This window comes from Sphingomonas sp., assembly GCF_035490575.1.
In the GTDB taxonomy this organism is placed as follows: Bacteria; Pseudomonadota; Alphaproteobacteria; order Sphingomonadales; family Sphingomonadaceae; genus Sphingomonas.
The window spans coordinates 1-22,613 of the sequence record NZ_DATJLI010000130.1 but is presented as its reverse complement, the minus strand read 5'-3'; the positions used below and the strand labels follow the sequence as shown (position 1 = coordinate 22,613).

At 66.2% G+C, this 22,613-nt stretch carries 17 protein-coding genes; 9 read left to right on the top strand and 8 right to left on the bottom strand.

Annotated elements, in window-relative coordinates; all coding sequences use genetic code 11:
• Positions 1-1,100 (top strand): dicarboxylate/amino acid:cation symporter (locus VL973_RS09860; protein ID WP_325283849.1); only part of this gene is annotated, 1,100 nt, incomplete at its 5' end.
• Positions 1,101-1,108: 8 nt separating this feature from the next.
• On the opposite strand, the gene VL973_RS09855 is transcribed toward VL973_RS09860, so the two are convergent.
• Positions 1,109-2,044: an L-threonylcarbamoyladenylate synthase gene (locus VL973_RS09855; RefSeq protein WP_325283848.1), complete on the bottom strand. Its 936-nt coding sequence runs from the start codon at positions 2,042-2,044 to the stop codon at positions 1,109-1,111.
• Between the two features lie 46 nt (positions 2,045-2,090).
• On the opposite strand from VL973_RS09855, the gene VL973_RS09850 reads away from it, so the two are divergent.
• Positions 2,091-3,803: an acyl-CoA dehydrogenase family protein gene (locus VL973_RS09850; RefSeq protein ID WP_325283847.1), complete on the top strand. Its 1,713-nt coding sequence runs from the start codon at positions 2,091-2,093 to the stop codon at positions 3,801-3,803.
• Between the two features lie 220 nt (positions 3,804-4,023).
• On the opposite strand, the gene VL973_RS09845 is transcribed toward VL973_RS09850, so the two are convergent.
• From VL973_RS09845 to VL973_RS09835, 3 genes are read right to left on the bottom strand one after another with little or no spacing between them, the layout of a single operon-like run.
• Complete coding sequence (locus VL973_RS09845) at positions 4,024-5,352, bottom strand: sensor histidine kinase (protein WP_325283846.1); 1,329 nt, start codon at positions 5,350-5,352, stop codon at positions 4,024-4,026.
• Positions 5,349-6,077 carry a response regulator transcription factor gene (locus VL973_RS09840; protein ID WP_325283845.1) on the bottom strand — a complete coding sequence of 243 codons (729 nt, stop codon included), beginning with the start codon at positions 6,075-6,077 and terminating at the stop codon, positions 5,349-5,351. Before VL973_RS09840 ends, VL973_RS09845 begins: the two co-directional genes overlap by 4 nt.
• Entirely contained in the window at positions 6,049-6,345 is a 297-nt protein-coding gene (locus tag VL973_RS09835) for a hypothetical protein (RefSeq protein WP_325283844.1), read from the bottom strand. Before VL973_RS09835 ends, VL973_RS09840 begins: the two co-directional genes overlap by 29 nt.
• 971 nt (positions 6,346-7,316) lie before the next feature.
• Here VL973_RS09835 and VL973_RS09830 point away from each other — a divergent pair.
• The 4 genes from VL973_RS09830 (at position 7,317) to VL973_RS09815 (ending at position 12,617) form a co-directional block, all read left to right on the top strand.
• Positions 7,317-8,258, top strand: coding sequence for a DUF5996 family protein (locus VL973_RS09830; RefSeq protein ID WP_325283843.1), 942 nt, complete (start codon positions 7,317-7,319; stop codon positions 8,256-8,258).
• A gap of 109 nt (positions 8,259-8,367) precedes the next feature.
• Positions 8,368-9,288 (top strand): 3-keto-disaccharide hydrolase, encoded by a 921-nt coding sequence (locus VL973_RS09825; protein WP_325283842.1) that lies wholly within the window; start codon positions 8,368-8,370, stop codon positions 9,286-9,288.
• 118 nt (positions 9,289-9,406) lie between these two features.
• Complete coding sequence (locus VL973_RS09820; protein ID WP_325283841.1) at positions 9,407-11,503, top strand: TonB-dependent receptor domain-containing protein; 2,097 nt, start codon at positions 9,407-9,409, stop codon at positions 11,501-11,503.
• A gap of 4 nt (positions 11,504-11,507) precedes the next feature.
• Positions 11,508-12,617, top strand: coding sequence for a PepSY-associated TM helix domain-containing protein (locus VL973_RS09815; RefSeq protein WP_325283840.1), 1,110 nt, complete (start codon positions 11,508-11,510; stop codon positions 12,615-12,617).
• Positions 12,618-12,628: 11 nt separating this feature from the next.
• On the opposite strand, the gene VL973_RS09810 is transcribed toward VL973_RS09815, so the two are convergent.
• From VL973_RS09810 to VL973_RS09800, 3 genes are all read right to left on the bottom strand, one after another.
• Positions 12,629-14,305, bottom strand: coding sequence for a GMC family oxidoreductase (locus VL973_RS09810; RefSeq protein ID WP_325283839.1), 1,677 nt, complete (start codon positions 14,303-14,305; stop codon positions 12,629-12,631).
• Positions 14,306-14,368: 63 nt separating this feature from the next.
• On the bottom strand, positions 14,369-14,929 hold the full coding sequence (locus VL973_RS09805) for a gluconate 2-dehydrogenase subunit 3 family protein (protein ID WP_325283838.1): 561 nt from the start codon (positions 14,927-14,929) through the stop codon (positions 14,369-14,371).
• Between the two features lie 168 nt (positions 14,930-15,097).
• Positions 15,098-16,408: an MFS transporter gene (locus tag VL973_RS09800; protein ID WP_325283837.1), complete on the bottom strand. Its 1,311-nt coding sequence runs from the start codon at positions 16,406-16,408 to the stop codon at positions 15,098-15,100.
• 122 nt (positions 16,409-16,530) lie between these two features.
• On the opposite strand from VL973_RS09800, the gene VL973_RS09795 reads away from it, so the two are divergent.
• Entirely contained in the window at positions 16,531-17,349 is an 819-nt protein-coding gene (locus VL973_RS09795) for a glycoside hydrolase family 16 protein (protein WP_325283836.1), read from the top strand.
• Here VL973_RS09795 and VL973_RS09790 read toward each other — a convergent pair.
• Positions 17,331-18,539, bottom strand: coding sequence for an MFS transporter (locus tag VL973_RS09790; protein WP_325283835.1), 1,209 nt, complete (start codon positions 18,537-18,539; stop codon positions 17,331-17,333). The genes VL973_RS09795 and VL973_RS09790 overlap by 19 nt on opposite strands.
• Before the next feature lie 380 nt (positions 18,540-18,919).
• On the opposite strand from VL973_RS09790, the gene VL973_RS09785 reads away from it, so the two are divergent.
• Together VL973_RS09785 and VL973_RS09780 are read left to right on the top strand one after the other, a co-directional pair.
• A complete protein-coding gene (locus tag VL973_RS09785; protein ID WP_325283834.1) occupies positions 18,920-21,904 on the top strand; it encodes a TonB-dependent receptor in 2,985 nt (994 codons plus the stop codon).
• A gap of 107 nt (positions 21,905-22,011) precedes the next feature.
• Positions 22,012-22,613: tryptophan 7-halogenase (locus tag VL973_RS09780; protein ID WP_325283833.1), on the top strand; the 602-nt coding region annotated here is incomplete at its 3' end.

Sequence of the window (22,613 nt, the reverse complement as noted above, 5' to 3'; positions counted from 1 at the left end):
TTGCGCTACTGGTAACGGGCGTCGCGGCGACCGCGCGGGCGGCGCGCGCAAGCCGGTTGGCGGGGCGGGCGATCCTGGTTTTCATGATCTGCCTGTGGACATCCTCCGCACTGGGCGCGTTGTTCACGCTGACGCTGCTCGACCTGTTCCCGCTGGGCGCACAGGCGGGGGCGGCGCTCAAGGCCAGTTTCGCCGGTGCCGCGCCCGTGGGCGAAGTGCCGCCCTTTTCCGAGTTTCTGGTCGCGATGGTGCCGACCAACCCGGTATCGGCGGCGGCGGAGGATGCGTTCCTGCCGCTGATCGTGTTCACCACCACCTTTGCCTTTGCCCTGACGCGCCTGCCTGCCGAGCCGCGCGAATTGCTGACGCGCTTTTTCCAGGCGGTGGCGGATGCGATGCTGGTGATGATCGGATGGGTGCTGTGGCTGGCGCCGCTAGGCGTGTTCGCGCTGGCCTTTGTCGTCGGGGCAAAGGCGGGGACGGCGGCGTTCGGCGCGCTGGTGCACTATGTCGCGATCGTCGCGGGCACGGGCATATTGATCTGGCTGCTCGCCTATCCGACCGCCATGTTCGCCGCGCGGGTCCGGCTGCGCGACTTTCTGCGCGCGACGTCGCCTGCCCAAGCAGTGGCGATCAGCACCCAGTCGAGCCTCGCTTCGCTGCCCGCAATGCTGCGGGGCGCCGAGGCGCTGAAGCTGCCGGTCGCGGCGTCGGGCGTGGTGTTGCCGCTGGCGGTCGCGATCTTTCGCTTCACCGGTCCGGCCATGAACATCTCGGTCGCGCTGTATGTCGCGCATGTGTTCGGGATGCAGCTCGGCCCCGAACAGGTGGCGATCGGCATCGCCGCCGCGGCGATCACGACGCTGGGCGCGGTCAGCCTGCCCGGCACGATCAGCTTTGTCTCCTCGATCGCGCCGATCGCGCTGGCCATGGGCGTGCCGATCGAGCCGCTGGCGCTGCTGGTCGCGGTGGAGACAATGCCCGACATCATCCGCACGCTGGGCAATGTGACGATGGACGTGGCTGTCACCGGCGTGGTCACGCGCGGCCAGGCCGAGGGTTTGGGACAGAGCGAGGCCGACGCGCTGCTGTGCGACTGAAACGTCGCTCAGGCAGCGGCGCGTGCCAGCCGGTCGTTGATCGCTTCGCCCAAGCCCTCCATCGGCACGGGCGCGACCGCGATGGCGCGGGCGGCGCTGGCATCGGCGCGGTGCAGCGCATCGAACAGCCGCGCCGCCGCTTCCACCGGATCGCCGCTCGCCGACAGCGTGTCATCGCCCGTCACCGGCCCGAAACCGATCAGCCATTCACCCGCCCGCGCCGCCACGGCGTTCAGCCGCACCGGCTTGCCCGGCGCATAATGGCTGGCAAGCTGCCCCGGCGCGGTGATGGTCCCGTCATCGACCGCGCGCGCCAGCCCCAGTGCGGCACGGTCGACCGGCCCCGGCCGCAGCACCAGCCCACGCGCCACATCGACAATCGTCGACTCGATCCCCGCCGGTGTCGCCCCGTCGTCGAGGATCAGCGGGATGCGCCCGCCAAGGCTGACCGTGACATGTTCGGCGCGCGTGGGACTGATCGCGCCGCTGGCATTGGCCGAAGGCGCGGCGAGCGGACGCCCGCTCGCCGCCAGCAGCGCCTGCATCGCCCGGTGCGCGGGCACGCGCACGGCGACGGTCGCCAGCCCCGCCGTGACCAGCGCGGCGATCCCGGCATCGGCGCGCAGCGGCAGCACCATGGTCAGCGGCCCCGGCCACCAGCGCGCGGCAAGCGCCTGTGCCGCGGCACCCACATGCGCGATGGCGCGCGCTGCGGCCAGGTCGGCGACATGCACGATCAGCGGATTGAAGCTTGGCCGACCCTTGGCCGCATAGATGCCCGCGACCGCGCGCGAATCGGTCGCGTCGGCGGCAAGGCCGTAAACCGTCTCGGTCGGCACCGCGACGCAGCCGCCATCGGCGATCACCCGCGCCGCTTCGTCCAGCGCGCCCGCATCGCCGTAGCGTAAGGTCCGGGTGACGAAGGGCGGGTTTGGATATGGCACCCCAAACCCGCTATATCGCGGGCAAAAGCACGACAAGAGAGGATCGATGAGCTTCATCCCCGCCACCGCCGAACAGCGTTTCGTGCTGACCCATATCGCCGGCGTCGACGCGCTGGCGGACAGCGAACGCTTTGGCCATGCGACCCCCGACATGGTGGAGGCGGTGCTGGACGGCGCGGGCGCCTTTGCCGCGGGCGAATGGGCGCCGCTGGACCGCGCGGGCGACACTGTGGGTGCGCGGCTGTCGGGCGAAGGCGTGGTGATGCCCGACGGCTTTCGCGCCGCCTATCAGGCTTATGTCGAAGGCGGCTGGGGCACGATCGGCGCGCCCGCCGACCATGGCGGACAGGCAATGCCCTTCGCCATCGCCAGCGCGGTGCTGGAGACGCTGGGCACCGCCAATATGGGGCTGGCGCTGTGCCCGACGCTGACCGTCGGCGCGATCGAGGCGCTGATGCACCACGGCTCCCCCGAACAGCAGGCGACATGGCTGCCGCATCTGTCGAGCGGTGCCTGGACGGGCACGATGAACCTGACCGAACCGCAGGCGGGCAGCGATGTCGGCGCGCTTCGCACTCGTGCCGAACCGCTGGGCGATGGCCGCTGGTCGATCACCGGCACCAAGATCTATATCAGCTTCGGCGACCACGACCTGACCGATCAGATCGTGCATCTGGTCCTGGCCCGCACCCCCGGCGCGCCCGCCGGGACCAAGGGCCTGAGCCTGTTCCTGGTCCCCAAATACCGGTTATCGGATGACGGCACGCCGGGCGCGGCCAACGACATCCGCGTCGTGTCGATCGAACACAAGATGGGACTGCACGCATCGCCCACCTGCGTGCTGTCGTTCGGCGACGATGGCGCGTGCCACGGCGAACTGATCGGACATGAAGGCGGCGGGATCGCGGCGATGTTCACGATGATGAACAATGCGCGGCTGAATGTCGGGTTGCAGGGCGTGCAGGTCGCCGAACGCGCGACGCAGCGCGCCGTCGCCTATGCCCGCGACCGGGTGCAGGGCGCGCGCGGCGGACAGCCGGTGGCGATCATCGAGCATCCCGATGTGCGCCGCATGTTGATGCGGATGAAGGCGCAGACACAGGCCGCGCGCGCCTTGGTCTATCTGGCGGCGGGCAAGGTCGATCGCGCGACATTGGGCGACGGTGATGCGCGCAAGCGCGTCGACCTGCTGACCCCGCTGGCCAAGGCGCATGGCACCGACATCGGCAACGAAGTCGCCAGCCTGGGCATCCAGGTGCATGGCGGCATGGGCTATATCGAGGAAACCGGCGCCGCCCAGCATTTCCGCGACGCACGCATCACCCCGATTTACGAGGGCACCAACGGCATCCAGGCCGCCGATCTGGTCGGGCGCAAACTGGGCCTCGACAATGGCGGGGTATTCCTGTCGCACATTGCCGATATGCGCGCCGATGCCCGCGATGCCGGGCTGCTCGCGCTGATCGACGCGTGCGAGGAGGTGGGCCGGCAGTTGATGACCGCCGATGCCGATGACCGGCTGGCGGCGTCCTACCCCTTCCTGACCATGGTGTCGGTCGCGACCTGTGGCTGGCTGATGGAGCGACAGGGCCGCATCGCGGCAGCGGCCGATGGCGATGCCGATTTCCTGGCCCAGAAACAGGCGGTCGCGCGCTTCTATGTCGAACAGATCGTGCCGGAAGCGATGGGGTTGAAGGCGGCGGCCACCGCCCGTGCCGACGCGCTTTACGCCATTCCGGCTTCAGCGTTCGCGGCCTGAGGCGATGGTGATGTCCGCAAGTGCCGGCGAAGTGCGGGCCAAGCAACTTGCGCGAGCAGTTCGCCGTATCGCGGCCCCGCCCGCCGATCGGCTCAGGCTTGTTCGGTGAGCAGCCTTCCGGCAAGGCTGGCCTCGTCACATCGACCATGCAGGGGGAAGCGAAGCACCGGTCAACATCGCGGACTTGTCCTGACTGCCGGGCCAGCTTCCGCTGCTCGCTTCACGTGTGTTGGTGCGGCGGCAAGTGGATTCGCACGATCGTCCCGCTTGGCACGGCGCTCGATATCGACACCCGACCGCGCAACCGCTCGACGATCTGCCGCACGAGATTGAGACCCAGCCCGGCGCCCGTGGTCCTCGGCCGGAGCCGGTAAAAGGGTTCGAAGACGTTCGACCGCTCGTCAGCGGGAATGCCCTGGCCATCATCCTCGACCTCGAGCGTCGATCCGACGACGCGGATGACGATACGCGGACCACCATGCTCCATCGCGTTCTGGGCCAGGCTGACCAACACCCGTTCTATGGCGCCCGGATCCGACAGCACCGTTTCGGGCGCGTCGATCTCGACTGCGATCGAACGATCCTGCGCGATCACCAGCGGCGCAAGATCACCCGCAACCGCGCGTGCCAGCGAGGCGAGATCGACCGTCTGCTCCTTGCGGTTTGTCTCGACGCGCTGGAGGTCGAGAAGCTGTTCGGCGAGGTTCGCCAGCCGGTCGACATCGGCGCTCAATCGCCGCGTTTCGGACTGGTTCGACGCATCGATTTTGGCGCGCAGAATGGCGATCGGCGTGCGTAGTTCATGCGCGGCGGATGCGATGAAGCGCCGCTGACGCTCATAGCCCTCGTCCAGCCGGCAAAGCGCGTCGTTCACGGCCTTGACGAGCGGCGCGATCTCACTTGGTACCTGCGCGTCGCTCAGCCGCCAGCCACGCTGATCGGGATCGATCTTCTCAGCCTCCGCCGCGATCCGCTTAACCCCTGCGAGCGAGCGTCGAACGATCCAGGGAATAAGCAGCAACGAGATCGCCACGAATATGGCGAAGATGGGTATGACGACGATGTTTGACGCCATGAAAACGACGAAGGTCAGACCCGTCAGCTTGCCATGACCCAGGATCGTGATCGGCCCCGCCGCCGACATTTCCCGACGGATGACGGCGGATAGCCGGTAGGGCGGGGCGCTGTCGCGGAGATGTGCGTAGCCGACCGTTTGCAGCACCCCCATCAGCGACGCATATTGATCGGGTATCCTGCCATGGGTGATGCGCCGGCCCGCTTTATCTTCCGCGACGAACCAAAGATCGGGTGTTTCGGCCTGCAACCGGGCCAACTGCTCGGTCATCCGAATGGCCAGGCCGCCATCGCCGCTCCGAACGACGGCATCGGCGATGATCGGCGTGATCGATTCGTCGGTATACAGGCCGCCCACGTCCGCGCGGATGGCCAGCGCCATGAACACCGTGCACATTATCAGCAGCGTGACGAGCTGAAAGATCAGCGGCTGAATGATGAGCGGACGTTTTAGAGAAGGAGCACGTCTCTTCAATTGATCGCCCTCAACAGATAGCCGACGCCCCGAACCGGATGTATCCCGACATTCGCATTCGCATCCGAAAGTTTGCGTCGCAGCCGGGACACATGTGCATCAAGCGTATTGGATTGGATTTCGTCGTCGAACCCGAATACCGCCTGTTCCAGCACTTCACGCAGGACCGTGCGGCCGTGCCGCTTTATCAGCGCCGATAGAACCCGCATTTCCCGCCGCGCGAGGTCGAGGCGCTGGGTGCCGACCCTGGCTTCGTCGTTCGTCAGATCAAAGATCAGCGCACCCACGGCGATCTCTTCAGGCCCCATTTCCGCCGGGCGCCGCCGGATCGCGCGAATGCGGGCGAGCAGTTCGTCGGCAGCGAACGGCTTGACGAGATAATCGTCGGCGCCGCCGTCCAGTCCGGTGACGCGATCTTCGATTTCGCCGTGTGCGCTCAGCACGATCACCGCCAGCCCGGAATTGTGCCGTCGCAATGCCGACATCAGCGTGAGCCCTTCTCCGTCAGGCAGGTTGCGGTCCAGCAGGATCAGGTCATAGGAGCCCGACAGCACCGCTTCCCGTGCCATCGCCATGCTTTCGACATGATCGACGATGAAATGCTCTCGCTCAAGGATCGAGCGCAGGGCGCCGGCAAGTTCGGCTTCGTCCTCAACGATCAATATCCGCAAGCTGCACCTCGAACATCGGGTCGGATCATGGATCGACGCCCGCCGCGAGCGCATCGATCAACGCGTCGATCTGCTCGACCTGCTGCTGCGAATATCCCGCAGACACCAGACAGTCCGCCGTCAGGACCCGGAAGCGCCGGAACAAGGCGCGACGCAATTCCGCATAGGCGCATAGCATTTCGAGCTTTCGATCATCATGGGCTGGCGAACGCGAACCGTCGAACAGTCTGAGCACACCCGAGACGCCGGCGCGGTCCAGCGCGGCTTCGGCAGCGCGCACCCCTGCAACGAGCGCATCGCACTCAACGAGACCGAAACGCATCGGGCCGGCTGCGCTGCCCCCGGCATCGGGAACGATCCTGGTCGTCGATGCCCGGATCAGCGCTCTGTCGGTGCCGGTCGACTTCGATCTGGACCGTCGCTCGGACCCGTCACGCCCGCTCGGACGGGTGAATGCCGGGCAGCTAGTCAAGGGCTGCCACCTGCTTGCAAGCGGTCGGCGCGGGCGAAGCGATGGCCGCGCACCTCACCGCCCGCACTCCCGACGATCGGGATTGCGACGGCAACGGTCCCTGCGCGCCCGTTCCGCCATGATCTGTCCGTTTTTGGCGAGTTCCGAGGCCATCCGCGCCTTTTCGAGTGATTCAAGCTGCTTCACATCGCGCCGACGTTGCTGGGCGAGCATACAGTCGCCATAGGCCGGCGAGCCGTAGCGGGACCCGAAACGGGCGCAGGTGCCCGCATCCTCTTGCAGATTGACATGTCGCCGCTCCGCGCTCGACATACATGCCGAAAGGCTTGCGCCCAGCAGCGCAAGGACAAGGGGCGACAGTCGAGTTGCCAGTGGGCGTTGCCGCATAATCAGATCTCCTGCTTTGTTCGTGCGATCATCGGTCCTCCTCCCGGAGGATCAGATGCCGACCTCCAGAAGCAGGCGAAGATTGCGCGAACATGATCGGACGGGATGATGCCCCTCATCGGGTCGCCAGTGCGTGCCCAGGGAAACGGGGCGCCGCCGTTCGACCAGGCGACGCTGCTGGCCAAGGTGACGAGGCCTTTGCGGGGGCCTGCCGCGAACGGGATTGTCACATGGTCGTCGGATATCGATCCTAACTGGTGCTGGGGCGACGTGCCCGATGCCATGGCGGGATACAGCCGTTCCGCTGGCCGCGACCCCGTGTCGCGGTTTACGGACTTCCGGAATCGCCGGGCAATCGCGTAGCGTCGTCACATCCACCGACCGTCCGACCGCGACAAGATCGCGACTCAGGCATGTTGTCACAGGAGACGCAGATGACGAACAGATGGCCCGAACTCGACTATGGCGACTGGCGTGAGACGTGCTCGGCGCTTCATCTCTATCTGCAGATCGTCGGAAAATACCGGCTGGCGCACAGCCCCTGGCTCAACCATTCGTGGAACGCCACATTCTATGTGACCCCGGTCGGCCTGACGACGTCGCCGATCCCCGATGCCAGCGACATCGAGATCACGTTCAATTTCCATGCCCACCGCATTGATGGCGTGAACGGCGAGGGGCGCACCGCCGCGTTCGCGCTGCGTCCGACAACGGTCGCGCAGTTCCACGCGGACTTTGTGGGGCTTGTGACGGCGCTGGGCGGCGATCCGACGTTCGACGGATCGCCGAACGAAGTGCCATATCCGGTGCCGTTTCAAGACGATCATCGGGATCGCCCATATGATCGCGAGGCTGTCGAGCGGTTCCACCGGGCGTTGATGTCGATCGATCGCGTGTTCAAGGCGTTTCGGACGTCCTTTCTCGGCAAGTCCAGCCCGGTGCATCTGTTCTGGGGCGCGCTGGACCTGGCGGTCACGCGCTTTTCGGGGCGTCGCGCGCCGCTTCATGCCGGCGGCATCCCGTCCTTGCCCGACGACGTGGCGAGAGAGGCATATGACCGGGAGGTTTCGTCGGCGGGTTTCTGGCCGGGCGGCAACGGCATCGATTATCCGGCTTTCTACGCCTATGCTTATCCGGCGCCGAACGGGTTTCGCAGCGCATCGGTCCGTCCCGACGCGGCATTGTGGCACGACGCGCTTTCGGAGTTCGTGCTGCCTTATGATGCGGTGCGATCGGCGGACGATCCCGATGCGGCGCTGATGGCGTTTCTGGTCTCCACTTATGAGGCGGCGGCCCAGGGGGCGGGTTGGGATCGCGACATGCTGGATTGCGGCCCCGGTCGTCCAAGGACGGTGCGGGCGCCCGATGCGGCGTGAGGCGCGGGTGGCGACTGGGTCAAAGCGCTAGCGACAGCGCCATTTTAATGCGCCATGATCGAACAGGGACGGCGGCGGGGGAGCGATAATGGGGCATTACCAGATATTCATGGCGCTTCTTGCCATCGGCGCGCCCGCCGCCACCCAGCGTTCGACCGAGCAGGCGCGCATGATCGCGGGAGAGCCGGTGACGGCGCCGCAGCGGCTGACCCTGACCGATCTGCCCGCGCCGACGGGCGAGCGGATTTCGCTGTTCGATGGTGCCAGCCTGACAGGCTGGGAACCCTGGCTTGGCTATGCCGACCCATCCATCACCTATCAGGATCGCCCCGGCGCAACGCCGATCGGCGTCAGCCGGGACACCAGTGGCGACTTCGCGGTTCGCAGCGTCGACGGTGCGCCCGCGATCTGGGTGAAGGGCGAGACATGGGGCAGTCTGGTCCACCGCGCCGATCTTCGCGATTATCACCTTCGCCTTGAGTTCAAATGGGGCGCGAGAACCTGGGCGCCGCGGGAAAAGCTGCCGCGCAACAACGGGTTGCTCTATCATACGCATGGCAGGCCCGGCGAAGTGTTCGGCACCTGGCGGCCATCGACCGAATTCGAGATCATGACCGGATCGACGGGCATGATCGTCGCCGTCGGCGGCAAGGTGCGGGGACATACCGATGTGACCTACGACCCGTCGCTGGCCGCACCCCATCTTCGCTTTCGCGCCGGCGGGCGAGAGATCGACATCGTGAACGGCAGTCCCACCTGGAACGTCGAGGCCGCGACCGACGCCGAGCGGCCGGTCGGCGAATGGAATATTCTCGACCTCTACGTCGTCGGCGATCATGCGGTGCATGTCGTGAACGGCGTGCCGGTTGCCGAAGTGCGCGATCTGGCGACGATCGCCCCGGACGGTTCCCGAACGCCGCTGACGCATGGGCGTATCCAGCTCCAGTCCGAGGGTGCAGAAACCTGGTTCCGGTCGATTACCGTCGAGCCGATTACGACGTTGCCGCGAATCGTGGTCGAACCGAACTAGTGCGGGTCGACATTCAACGTCGTTAGACGCGGTATCCATGTCGTGTAGGCATCCGCGAATGCTATTGACAATAACTCTCAACAGCATCTAGGCGCGCTTCCGTGGCAGGGAGGGCATGATGCAAAGGACTTTGTTGTTTGGCGTGGCGGCGGCGGCGTTGATTCCGCACGCCCCGCTGCTGGCGCAGGACGCGGCGGCAACGCCGTGCGAAGCGACCCGCGACGATTGCCCGCAGCCCGAACGCGCGCTGGAGCATGAGATCGTCGTCGTCGGCGCGCTGACCGATGTGGCGATCGACCGCGACCGCATCGAACTGACCCAGGCCAATGACCTGGCCGACCTGTTTCGACAGGTGCCGTCGGTCTCGGTCGGCGGGTCGCTGGGCATCGCCCAGAAAATTTATGTGCGGGGCCTTGAGGATTCGCTGCTCAACGTCACGATCGACGGTGCGCCGCAGCGCGGCACGCTGTTCCATCATGTCGGCCGCGTAACCATCGAGCCGGAGCTGCTCGAATCGGTCGATGTGCAGGCGGGCGCGGGCGAAGCGACGTCGGGGTTCGGCGCGGTCGGCGGTGCGGTCCGCTTTCGCACGCGTGATCCCAACGACCTGTTGCGGCCCGGCCAGTCGATCGGCGGCATCGCCAAGGCAGGCTGGTTCTCGAACGACGGATACAAGGTGTCGGGCACGCTGTTCGCGCGGCTGACCGGCGATATCGGCGTTCTCGGATCCTATGTCCGCACCGACCGCGAAAACTTCCGCGATGGTGACGGGGACGAGCTGCTCGGCACGTCGGCCACGCAGGAACTGGGCTTCGTCAAGGTCGGCGGCGAACTGGGCGGCGGGCACCGGCTGAGCGCCAGCTATGAGATGCGCGACGAACAGGGCGCGTTCGGGCAACGGCCGAACTGGCCTGTCCTTGAAGGCGCCGACCTGTTCCCCGCCGAGGGCCAGCGCCAGACCGCGATCCTGAATTACGGCTATCAGGGACCCGACGGCATCGGTGTCGAGGCCACCGGATACTGGACGCGTTCGGAGTTCACGCAGGACCGTTACGACCGCTGGGGCCTGTATGGGGCAGAGATCGAAACCTATGGCTTCGACGTGCGCGGGCGGCTGCAAAGCGGTGGGCATGACGTGATCGCCGGGTTCGAACATCGCAACGACCGCGTGGTCAGCCGGTATCTGGGCGACGCGGCGATGTGGCAGCCCTGGGCCTGGGACCCGGCGGTCGGCCGGTTCGAGGAGCGCGGCGGGTTGATGGGCCTGTATATCCAGGATCACTGGCAGGTGATCGAGCCGCTGCTGCTCAGCTTCGGCGCGCGATATGACGCCTATGACGTCAATCTGCTGACCTATGGCGAGGCGACCGACAGCGACGGGCTAAGCCTGAACGCGGGCGCGCAGCTTGAGGTGCTGCCGGGGCTGAAGCTGAATGCCGGCTATGCCGAGGCGTTTCGCGGCAAGGAGATCGGCGACGCCTTCACGCTCGAACAGCGGCCCGGCCGCCTGACGCTCCAGCCCGGCCTGGTCCCTGAACGCGTCGAGAATATCGAGGCGGGCGTCAGCTATGCCGCCGCCGGATTCCGGGCATCGGCAGCCTATTTCGACATGACGATCGACGATGTGATCCTCGACCAGCTCGGCACGCGCCGCCCGGCGCCGGGACAGCCGCTGGAAGGCGGCGTATACTATGAAAACATCGGTCGTTTCCGCTCAGAGGGCGTCGAGCTGCGCGCCGGCTACACAACCGGCCCCTTCTCGATCGACGGTTTCTACAATCATTATGATTCGCGCCTGAACGGCAACCGGATCGAGGGTTATGAACAGATCGCGCTGGGCAATTCGATGGGCGACAACTGGAACGTGACCGCCGGCTATGCGCCCTCGCCCTCGCTCAGCTTTCAGGCGAGCATGACGCGGTTCGAGGACCTGAACGATATCGAGGTGCTGTTCCGCGAGACCGAACTGGGCTTTATCGACGGCACGCGCACAGTCGACAAGCCCGGCTATACCGTGGTCGACCTGTTCGCGCGCTGGCAGCCGTTCGGGACCGAGATGCTGGAGTTGCAGGCCGCGGTCTATAACCTGTTCGACCTGCAATATCGCGCCCATGCCAGCGTCGCCGATTACAGCGGCATTCCCGGATACGAAATCGTCGCGGGCCTGCCGGAGCCGGGGCGCAATGTCCGCCTGACCGCCGCCGTGCGCTTCTGATCGGATGCGCGGGCGCCGCCAAGCGCTGAGGCTGTGGCATCGCTGGTTCGGGCTGGGCGCGGGGCTGTGGCTGGTGCTGCTCAGCCTGACGGGTATCGCAATCGCATGGTATGACGAGATCGACACCGCGCTGAACCCCGATCTGCGGCGGGTGGCCGTCAGCCAGGCGCCCCCTGCGCCGCTGGCGAGCGTGCTGGCACATGCCGAAGCGGCATTGCCGGGGTTTGAGGCGCGGCAGGTGCAACTGGCGGGTGAGCCGGGGCGGACGCACTGGCTGATCGGGCGCGCGCGCGGCGACGATGGGGCGTCGATCGGCGTGCAGGTCTTTGCCGATCCGGCGACGGGCGCGGTCGCCGGGTGGCGCGAATCGGGCGCGTTGCGCCTCGACCGGCGGCATTTGATGGATCTGATCTACGGCGTCCACACCGACCTGCTGCTTGGCCCGGTGGCGGCCTGGCTGCTGGGCCTGATCGCGCTGTTGTGGCTGGCCGATCATGGGGTCGGGCTGGTCCTGTCGTTCCCACGTGGGGAGCGGTGGCGCGATGCGTTCGGGCTGGCGGGGCGATCGGGTTCGCTGCGGCGGCTGTTCGACTGGCACCGCGCCAAGGGCATGTGGGCATGGCCGCTGACCGCGACGCTGGCGCTGACCGGCCTGACGCTCGCCTGGCCGGAGACGACGCGCGAGGCGGTGCGGCTGGTGTCGCCGGTGAACGAACGGCTGCACGAGCATTTGCCGAGGCAGGCGGATCCGGCCGCCCCGAACGTCACGCTCGATCAAGCGGTTGCGCGTGTGAGCGAAGGTGGCCGCGCGGTGCACAGCGTGCGACCGATGCTGCAACAGGGTCTGTATGCGATCCGCACCTTCGACCCGCGCGATGTGGACAATCAGGGGCGGCTATGGACCTATGTCTCGGCCGCCACGGGGCAGATTATGGGCGCGCGGCACGATCGCGGCGACAGCGCCGGCGACGCCTTTTTCGCGTGGCAATATGCGCTGCATTCGGGCCACGCCGCCGGTGCGCCGGGCCGCATTGCGGTCAGTCTGGGCGGCGCGGTGACGATCCTGTTGTGGTGGAGCGGCATCCGCTTGTGGTGGCGCCGCCGCCGCCGATAGCTGCCCGCCGATCAGATCGTGCCGGCCTTCATCTCCCTGACCGCATGATCGGCCGCGCGCGCGGTCATCGCCATGAAGGTCAGCGACGGATTGACACACGATACCGACGTCATCTGTGACCCGTCGGTGACGAACAAATTGGGCGCGTCATGCGCCTGGTTCCATTTGTTCAGCACCGATGTGGCGGGATCATGCCCCATGCGCGCGCCGCCCATTTCGTGGATCGCCTCGCCCGGAATATGCGCGCCGCGCCAGCTTCGCACATTCTGCAACCCGGCCTGACGCAACATGATCTCGCCCTGCGCCTGGGCATCGTCCATCATCTTGATCTCGTTGTCGCGGAACTGCATGTCGAAACGCAGCAGCGGCGTGCCGAAACGGTCGGTCTTGTCGAAATTGAGCAGCACGCGATTGTCGTCATAGGGCAGGCATTCGCCGAACGCGCTCATGTTGAAGCGCCATGGGCCATATTCGCGCATGCCGTGCTTCATTTCGGCGCCGAACCCCTGGGGTGCCGGGGCGCTGCGGCTGGCGCCACCCTGATAGCCATAGCCGCGCTTGAACGGCAGATCCTCGGCATCGAGGTTGCGGAAGCGCGGCACATAGACGCCGCCCGGCCGCCGGCCATATTCGACATAGTCGGTCATGCCCGGAATCTCGCCCGAGACGCCGACCTTGAAGATATGGTCCATCACCGCGCTGCCCAGCGCGCCGTTCGAATGGAAATAGCTGCGCTGGCTGTCCGGCGCCCGCGAATTGAGCAGGATGTGCAGCGAACTGCCGGTCGAGGCGCACAGGAACACCATGCGCGCGGGCACGACTTCGGCCACGCCGGTATTGGCGTCGACCATCCGCACGCCCGTCACCCGCTTGCGCGTGGGATCATATTCGATGTTCGTCACCCAGGTATCCGAACGCAGCGTCAGCCGCCCGGTGGCGCGTGCGGCGGGCAGCGTGACCGCCTGGGTCGAGAAATAGGCGCCGAAGCTGCAACCCCGGTCGCACTGCGCGCGCTTCTGGCACCGCGTGCGGTTCTGTTCGGGCTTGTCCTCGGTAATGTTGCTCAGCCGGGCGTTAATCAGCTTGCGGCCGGGAAATTCGCGCTCAAGCCGTTCCTTCAGCCATTCCTCAGCGACGTTCATCGGAAAGGGCGGCATGAACTCGCTGTCGGGCAGATAGGGCAGGTTTTCGCGCCCGCCCGACACGCCGATATAATTCTCGACATAGCGATACCATGGCTCGACATCGCCGTAGCGGATCGGCCAGTCGATGCCGATGCCTTCGCGCTTGTTGGCCTCGAAGTCGTTGGGACCCCAGCGAAAGCTCCACCGGCCCCAGGTCAGCGACTTGCCGCCGACAACCGACGGGCGCACCCAGTTGAACTTCCTGGGCGCGTCGTAATCATAGGGGTTGAGGCGGTCGTTGATGAAAAACGGCTGCGTCGCGGGCTGAACCCAGCCGTTCAGCGCGAAATAATCGCTTTTGACCAGCGCGGCGGGCATCCGGTTGCGCGCCGGGATTTCGTAGGCCGATTTCCCGTCAAAGGGATAATCCTCCCCATGTTCGACCATCCGGCCGCGATCGACCATCAGGACGCGCAGCCCCTTTTCGGTCAGCTCCTTGGCGGCCCAGCCACCGCTTACGCCGGAGCCGATGACGATTGCGTCGAAGCGGTCAGTTGCTGCCATGAGAATTGCCTGTCGAATCTGAAGGGGTTCGGAACGGTCGGATGGCGCGGCGGCGCACGGCCGCTAGGACGAGAAGATGCGCTTGACCTTCGCATAGGGATAGGCGCCGTCATAATCGCCGGGAACGGGCAGGTAATGCCGCTCCTGCGTGATGCCGACCTCCGACGTGTAATAGCCGGTGACGACGAGTTGCCGGAACGCTTCGAAAAAGGGCGCGCCGCCGGGGATGCCGTCGCCCATCGCCAGCCGCAGCAGTGCGTCCTGTTGCGCCGGGGACGCCTTGACCGCGGGCGTGCCGTAATCGGCCACGGCGCGCGCGTCGATCGCGGCAAGGCCGCCCAGGATCAGGTCGCGATCGTCGTTGATCGCCCAGTCGCCCATCATGTGCTCGATATAATCGGGCACGCCCGCGGCAATCGCGCCCGGCGTATCGGTGGTCGGCATCACGCGTTCGCTGAGCGCCGCGACCAGCGCGCGCTGCGCGGGCGTGAAGACGGGAGCGGGGGGGCCGGTATTGATGACCGGATTGGGAATATATTCGGCGGCGCGCGCGATGGGCGCGAACAGGCTGGCGCCGAACACGCCGACAATGCCCGCCAGCGCGGTTCTGCGGTCGATCAACATGGGATGCTCCGGCAAATGACGGTGAAGCGGGAAGGGAATGCGATGCCGATCGCGCGCGATGTTGGCGCTACCACGCAGCGATGCGCGCATATCGAGCGCCGATTGCCGGACATCATGCTCTCTCCCACCCCTTATTTCCTATAGGATATTCGCTTGTTTGTGTGACAGTCAATGCGCTGAGGGCTGCCGATGTCGCTCGATCCCCGGCAGGAACAGGAAAAAGCCCGCTGCCGACAGCGCCAGTGCCCCCGACAGCAGCGCCATCGGCGCCAGATTGCTGCCTGTCGCGTCGCGCACCGCGGGCACGATGTTCTGCGCGACGAAGCCGCCCAGATTGCCGACCGAGTTGATCGCCGCCAGCCCGGCGGCGGCGTGCGCGCCGGTCAGCAGCCGCTGCGGCACGCTCCAGAACATCGGTTGCCCGGCAAACACGGCGGCGGCGGCGACGCACAGACAGGCGAACTTGATCGCGGCGCCGGGCAGCAGCACGCTGCCCATCAGCGCGGCGGCGGCGACCAGCATCGGGCCGACAATGTGCCACCGCGTCGCGCCATAACGCGCGCCGTGGCGCGGCACCGCCCACAAGGCGACCGCGACGCACAGCCACGGAATGACGTTGAGCAGTCCGTTTTCGATGTTCGACGCGCCAAATCCCTTGACGATCGTCGGCAGCCAGTAGCTCAGACCATAGGCACCCAGCGGCATCCCGAAATACAGCGTCGCCAGCACGATCACGCGCCGGTCGAGCAGCGCGCGCCATGCCGACCCCTCGACCGCCTGTTTGGGTTCGGCATCGAGCTGGGCGGACAGCCATTGCTTGTCCGTGTCGCTCAGGAACCGGGCCTCGGCGGGCGTGCTGGGCAGCGCCATCAGCACGACCGGCACCAGCAGGACGGCAGGCAGGCCGGTGGCCAGGAACACCCATTGCCAACCCGCCAGACCGCCCATCCCGCCCAGTTCGAGCAAGGCACCGCCGACCAGCGAACCGACGGCATTGGCGATGGCGCTGGCGATCATGAACCAGCCGACCATCTGCGCGCGGCGCGCCTGCGGATACCAGAGCGTCAGCATGTAGAGGACGCCGGGAAAGAAGCCCGCCTCCGCCACGCCCAGCAGGAAGCGCAGCACGTAGAACATCGTTGCATTCTGCGTGAAGCCGAGTGCGATCGTCACCAGTCCCCACGTGCCCATGATCCGCGCGAACCACAGCCGCGCGCCGACCCGCGCCAGGATCATGTTGGCGGGCGCTTCGAACAGGAAATAGCCCAGGAAGAACAGGCTTGCGCCCAAGCCATAGGCCGCTTCCGACAGGCCCAGCGCGCCCACCATCTCCAGCTTGGCATAGGACACGTTCTGGCGGTCGATATAGGCGATCAGATACATCACGCACAAAAGCGGCATCAGGCGGCGGCTGATGCGGCGCAGGATCGCTTCGCCGTCGGTCGTCTCGGGGGCGGCGGTCGTCGGCTGATCGTGCATGGCGGTCTCCCCTTTGCCGGTGCTTATGCACGGACACGTCGCATCGGGCCAGCGCGCGCGTTCGACGCTGGCGCAAAGAGCCGTTAGAAAGAAGGCAAAACAACGACCGGGGAGGATGAAGGATGAGCCTGTTCGCAATCGCGCTGCAAGTCACGTCGCTGGGGGCCACCAACTATGCCGCCGATGCGCCGATGACGCCGCCCACCGCGCCGCCGACCATCGCCGACGAGTTCGACGGACGGACGGTCGATCGCGCGACATGGCGCTTCGACACTGCGTTCAACGAGAAGGGCTGGTTCAACAACGAACGCCAATATTATGCCGAGGCACGGCCCGAAAATTCGCGCATCGAAAACGGCGCGCTGGTGATCGAGGCGCGGCGCGAGACGCTGGACAAGGCGCGGTTCCCCGACTGGGGCGGGCAGGGCTACAGCTCGGCCAAGCTCGTCTCGCGCCAGCCCATGGGTTATGGATTTTATGAAGTGCGCGCCAAGCTGCCATGCGAACGCGGCGGCTGGCCGGCGATCTGGCTGTTGCCGCAAGGCGGCAACTGGCCCGACATGGGCGAGATCGACATCATGGAAATGGTCGGCTGGGACGCCAATGTCATCCACGCCACGCTGCATTCGGGCAGTTACAATCACGCCAAAGGCACCCAGCGCGGCGCGCAGAAGCGGATTCCGACGGCCTGCACCGCGTTCCACGACTATCAGCTCGACTGGCGGCCCGATTCGATCACCATCGGCGTCGATGGCCGTGCCTATATGCGCGTCACCAACGACCAGCCGGGCGACAAGGGGGCGTGGCCGTTCGACCGGCCCTATCACCTGATCCTGAACCTGGCGGTCGGCGGCGACTGGGGCGGCAAGCAGGGGATCGATGACGCCGCCTTTCCGATGCGCCTGTCGATCGACCATGTCCGTTACTGGCGCGCGCCCTGATCGCGGCCGCGCACCGCCAGGATCGCGCCGCCGCCCGCCAGCGTCAGCAGCGACAGCGCCAGCAGCGCGCGGGTGAAATCGTCGGGCGTCGCCAGGCTCCACGCCAGCGCCGGGCCGATCAGCGACGGCGCGGTATTGGTCAGGTTGATGATGCCCAGATCGCGGCCCCGGTGGCGCGGATTGGGCAGCAGCAGCATCGCAAAGCCCGAATGCAGCGCCAGAAACACCGCCGACCCCACGGCATAGAGGGCATAGCCGACCGCGCCGACCATCATGCCGGGGGCGGCCGCCATCGTCGCCAGCCCGGCGGCGGCGATCGTCGCTGCGCCGAACAGGATCGCCTTTCGTCGCCCGGTCCGATCCGACAGGCGGCCGATCGCGATGGCGGCGGGCAGCGACAGGACATAAGCAAGCGTCATCAGCACGCCGACCTGCCCGGCCACGCCAACCCGCGCCGCGCCGGTCGCCAGCGACTGGAAGTAATAAAGCAGGTAAAGCGTCAGCACGCTGCCCGACAATTGCACCAGCAACCGCGCGATCCATGCGACTGCCAGGTCGCGGCGGTCCAGCGGGCGAGTGGCGGCGGTCACGGTCGCCTTCACGCGCACGCCGCGCGTCATCAGGAACGGGCCGACGCACAGCGCGACGCCCAGCGGAACGACCGCGATGCGGCTCACTTCGTTCAGGCCGGGGGCGGCGATCAGCAGCGCCGAAAAGGCCGATCCCAATGGTGGGCCGACCGCCAGCAAGCCGCTGGCCACGCCCTTTTGCGCGTCGGGGATCTCATCGGCCATGATCGCCAGCAGTGGCGCGAGCAGCGCGTTCGCGGCCAGTTGCACGCCGATCACCGCCAACAGGATGGCGGCAGGTGTTGCCGCCATCGCGACCAGCGGATAGGCAAGGGCGAGCGCGGCGATGCCGAACGCCACCCATCCGCGCCGCCCGCGCCCGCGCGCAACCGACCGGTCGCTGGCCCAGCCGAACAGGATGTTCGCGCCGCTTGCCACCACCGCGCCGACGATCGCCACGATGGCGGCATAGCCGATGCGCGCGTCGCCCATCACCGCTTCGATCCTGAGCGGCAGCAACAGCGATAACAGCGGCAGATAGGCAATGACCCCTCCCGCGCTCGCCAGCGCATAAAGCGCGAGGAAGACAGTGGAACGACGGGGGAGAGCGGGCGCGCGCATCACGCGCGGGTTATCACGCTCCCGTGCTCAAAGGTAAGCGATCCTGGCGGCCATCGCGGGACAGCCTTTCCGCAACGCCCGCCCGCACCGATGGGGGCGCGGCGTCCCTGTGTCGTCGCAGAACCGCAAATGCGGCGTTGGACTGCAAGAAAGGGCAAGCCGGGAACGTTCCCAAACGTCCTGTTGCGTTCGCGTCACACGCCGGCGCTGATCGTGCCGGATGATACCGCCAACGCTTGACAATCCACCGCGCCGGCGTGAGTGAACGTTCCCATCAACAAAGCACGCGGTTAACCGTGCGACATATGGGGAGGACGGGGATGCTGGGCTTCAAGGCTCGTTCGATTTCGCGATTCGTGGCAAGTGCATCGGTCGTGGCCATGGCCGCGGTTCCGGGTGTCGCATCGGCGCAGGACGCGGCCGCGACTGTCGGCAATACCGGCCCTTCCGAGGTTCAGGATAGCGCGCCCGTCGAACAGCCCGGCGAGGAAATCGTCGTCACCGGCATCCGCGCGTCGCTGCGTGAGGCGGTCGACATCAAGCGTAACGCGCAGGGCGTGGTCGATGCGATCTCGTCCGAGGATATCGGCAAGTTTCCCGACACCAACCTGGCCGAATCGCTACAGCGCATCACCGGCGTGTCGATCGACCGTTCGAACGGCGAAGGTTCGACCGTCACCGTGCGCGGCTTCGGACCCGAATATAACCTTGTCACGCTGAACGGGCGCCAGATGCCGACCTCGACGCTGGGCGACGGCGCCAGCGCGCCGGCCTCGCGCTCGTTCGATTTCGCCAACCTTGCGTCCGAAGGCATTGCCGGGGTCGAGGTTTACAAGACCGGTCGCGCGGCGGTGCCCTCCGGCGGTATCGGCTCGACGATCAACATCCGCACCCCGCGCCCGCTCGACCGGCCGGGTATGCGCGGATCGATCGCGGCGCGCGGCGTGCTCGACACTTCGCGGAACGACGGCAGCCCGATCACGCCGGAAGTGTCGGGCGTCCTGTCCAGCACCTTTGGCGACGACCGATTCGGCATTTTGCTGAGTGGCGCGTATCAGCGCCGTCAGGCCAGCGTGAACTCGGCCACGGTCGGATTCCGTGACGGGTTTCTTGGAGAAGAGAATAACTGGGGCTCGCTGCCGCAGCCGGGCATGCCGGGCGCAGATCAGATCACCAACCGCCCCGGTCCCGGCGATGTTTACGAAGTGCCGCAGGAAGCCAGCTACAGCCTGATCGATATCGACCGTGAACGCATCAACGGCCAGCTGGTGTTGCAGGCCAAGCCGACCGACAGCCTGACCGCGACGCTCGATTACACCTATTCGAGCAACCAGGTCGAAGCGCGCACCGCCAGCACCGGCATCTGGTTCAACTTCGGCAACACGTCGAGCGAATGGACCGATGGGCCCAATGCCGGCCCGGTTTTCTATGCCGAGCAGTTCGAGCCGGGCAAGGACCTGTCCTATTCCAGCGCGCTGACGGCGAACAAGTCGATCAACAAGTCGCTTGGCGGCAACCTGACCTGGGAAGCGCCGGGCAATGTCACCGTGTCGCTCGACGCGCATCACTCGACCGCCGAATCCAAGCCGACCAACGAATATGGCAGCAGCACCTCGATCGGCGGTGCGATTTTCGGCGTGCAGTCGCAGCGGCTCGATTTCACCAACGACCTGCCGGTCGTGTCCTATGCGATGTATCCGGGCGTCGATGCGCTGAACCCCGCGCTCATCACGCCGACGGGCAATGCGTTCCGCAACGCCTATTTCAAGAACACGCTCGATCAGGTTCAGTTGAAGGGTCGTTACGAGCATGACGGCGCGTTTCTCGACAGCATCGACGCCGGTTTCTCGTTTGTCGATAATCAGGTCCGCTCGGCCTATGGCTTCATCCAGAACGAAACCTGGGGCGGCGTCGACCCGCGCGGCCAGTCATTCGGCGCCGACGCCGTGCCCGATGATTTCTTCGAGCGCGTGAGCCTGCCCGACAAGTTCAGCGGCTTTGACGGCAGCGCTGGCCTGCCGTCGGCGATCTACACCTTCAATTTCGAGCAGATGGCCGAGCTGCTGCGTTCGACCTACAATATCTGCGAAAACCCGCAGGTCGGCGTTGTGGCACCAGGCACCTGCCTCGCCAATTATACCACCGACCGCCGCATCCGTGAAAAAACGATTTCGCCCTATATCCAGTTCAACACGCGTTTCGACGTGTTCAACAACCCGGCGCACATCATCGCGGGGCTGCGTTACGACCAGACCAACGTGGAATCCTCGGCCCTGGTGCCGGTGCCGACGGGTGCGCGCTGGACGGGGGCAAATGAGTTTGCGCTGACCTTTGCGCCTGACGCGGATTTCACCACGTTCCGCGGCAGTTACGAAAACTGGCTGCCCTCGATCGATTTCGACATCGAACCGCTTCGCAACGTCAAGCTGCGCGCATCCTATAGCCACACGATCACGCGCGCCGATTATTCCAGCCTGCAGGGCGGGCTGGAGCTGGATACCAATCCGCGCATCGGCGGCGGCACGGGCCGGTTGGGCAACCCCAACCTGATCCCGTTCAAATCCAAGAATATCGATTTCTCGGCCGAATGGTATTTCGATCGCGAAAGCTATCTCTCGATCGGCTATTTCAACAAGGATGTCAGCAACTTCATCGGCAGCACCCAAGTCGATCAGTCGGCCTTCGACCTGCGGAATCCCGGCTCCGGCCCGCGTTACCGCGCGGCGGTGGCGGCGCTGGGCACGACCGATGCGGTGCGCGTGCGCGACTATATCCTGCGTAATTATCCGGCATCGTCCGAAGTCACCGGCACGACCGAGGCAGGCGGCGTAAATTACCTGACGGGCAACATCTTTGGCCTGCCCGAGGATGATCTGTTCAATTTCCAGATCACCCAGCCGTTCAACAGCGACCAGACCGCCAACATCAACGGCTGGGAATTCGCCGTCCAGCACCGGTTGTGGGACACGGGCCTTGGCTTCATCGTGAACTACACAATCGTCAATGGCGACGCGCAATATAACAACACGCTGAACCCCAGCATCGGCCAGTTCGCGCTGACCGGGTTGAGCGACAGCGCCAATGTCGTCGGTTATTACGACAAGAACGGCATTCAGGCGCGTGTCGCCTATAATTGGCGCGACAAATTCTACGCCGGCGGCGCGTTCGATCCCACCTATGTCGAGGCCTATGGTCAGGTCGACGCCAGCGCGAGTTGGGAGTTCATGCAGGGGCTGACCGTCTTTGCCGAAGGGATCAACATCCTGGGCGCCAACCGGCGCGGCCATCGCCGGTCGGAGGAGTTCGTGACCTTTGCCCAGCCGGGTTACGCCCGGTATATGGGCGGGCTGCGCTTCACTTTCTGATCGGGCATCGAACGGGCCACCCCGGCGCAGGGCGGGGTGGCCTTTTCACGACACGCGCGCCAACATGATGAATCGCGCGAATGTGCGTGAGCCGGAGGAGCGGATCGGTGGACAGGGGTATCGCCCATGTGGTGATCGTCGGCGGCGGCACGGCCGGCTGGCTTTCCGCCTGTCGCATCGCCGCCGCGTTGGACCCCGCCGCTGCCCGGCCGGTGCGCGTCACGCTGATCGAATCGCCTGACATTCCCACGATCGGCGTGGGGGAGGGCACCTGGCCGACGATGCGCCGCACCTTGTCGCGCATCGGCATTGCCGAGGCCGATTTCCTGCGCGGCTGCGACGCTTCGTTCAAACAGGGGTCGCGGTTCGTCGGATGGCGCGACGGGAGCGCCGATGACGCCTATTTCCATCCGTTCATCGCACCGGTGGAGGGCAATGCGCGGGCACTTGTGGCGGCGTGGCGCGCGGCGGCGCCCGACCTGCCCTTTGCCGAGGCGGTGTGCCCGCAGCCGCTGGTCGGTGCGCGGCATCTTGCCCCGCGTCAGAGCGCAATGCCGGATTATGCGGGCGCGTTGAACTATGCCTATCATCTCGACGCGGGCAAGCTGGCCGAATTGCTGCGGCGGCACGCGGTCGAGCGGCTGGGCGTGCGGCATGTGCGCGATCATGTCGACGGCGCGACCATGGCCGACAATGGCGATATCGCCGC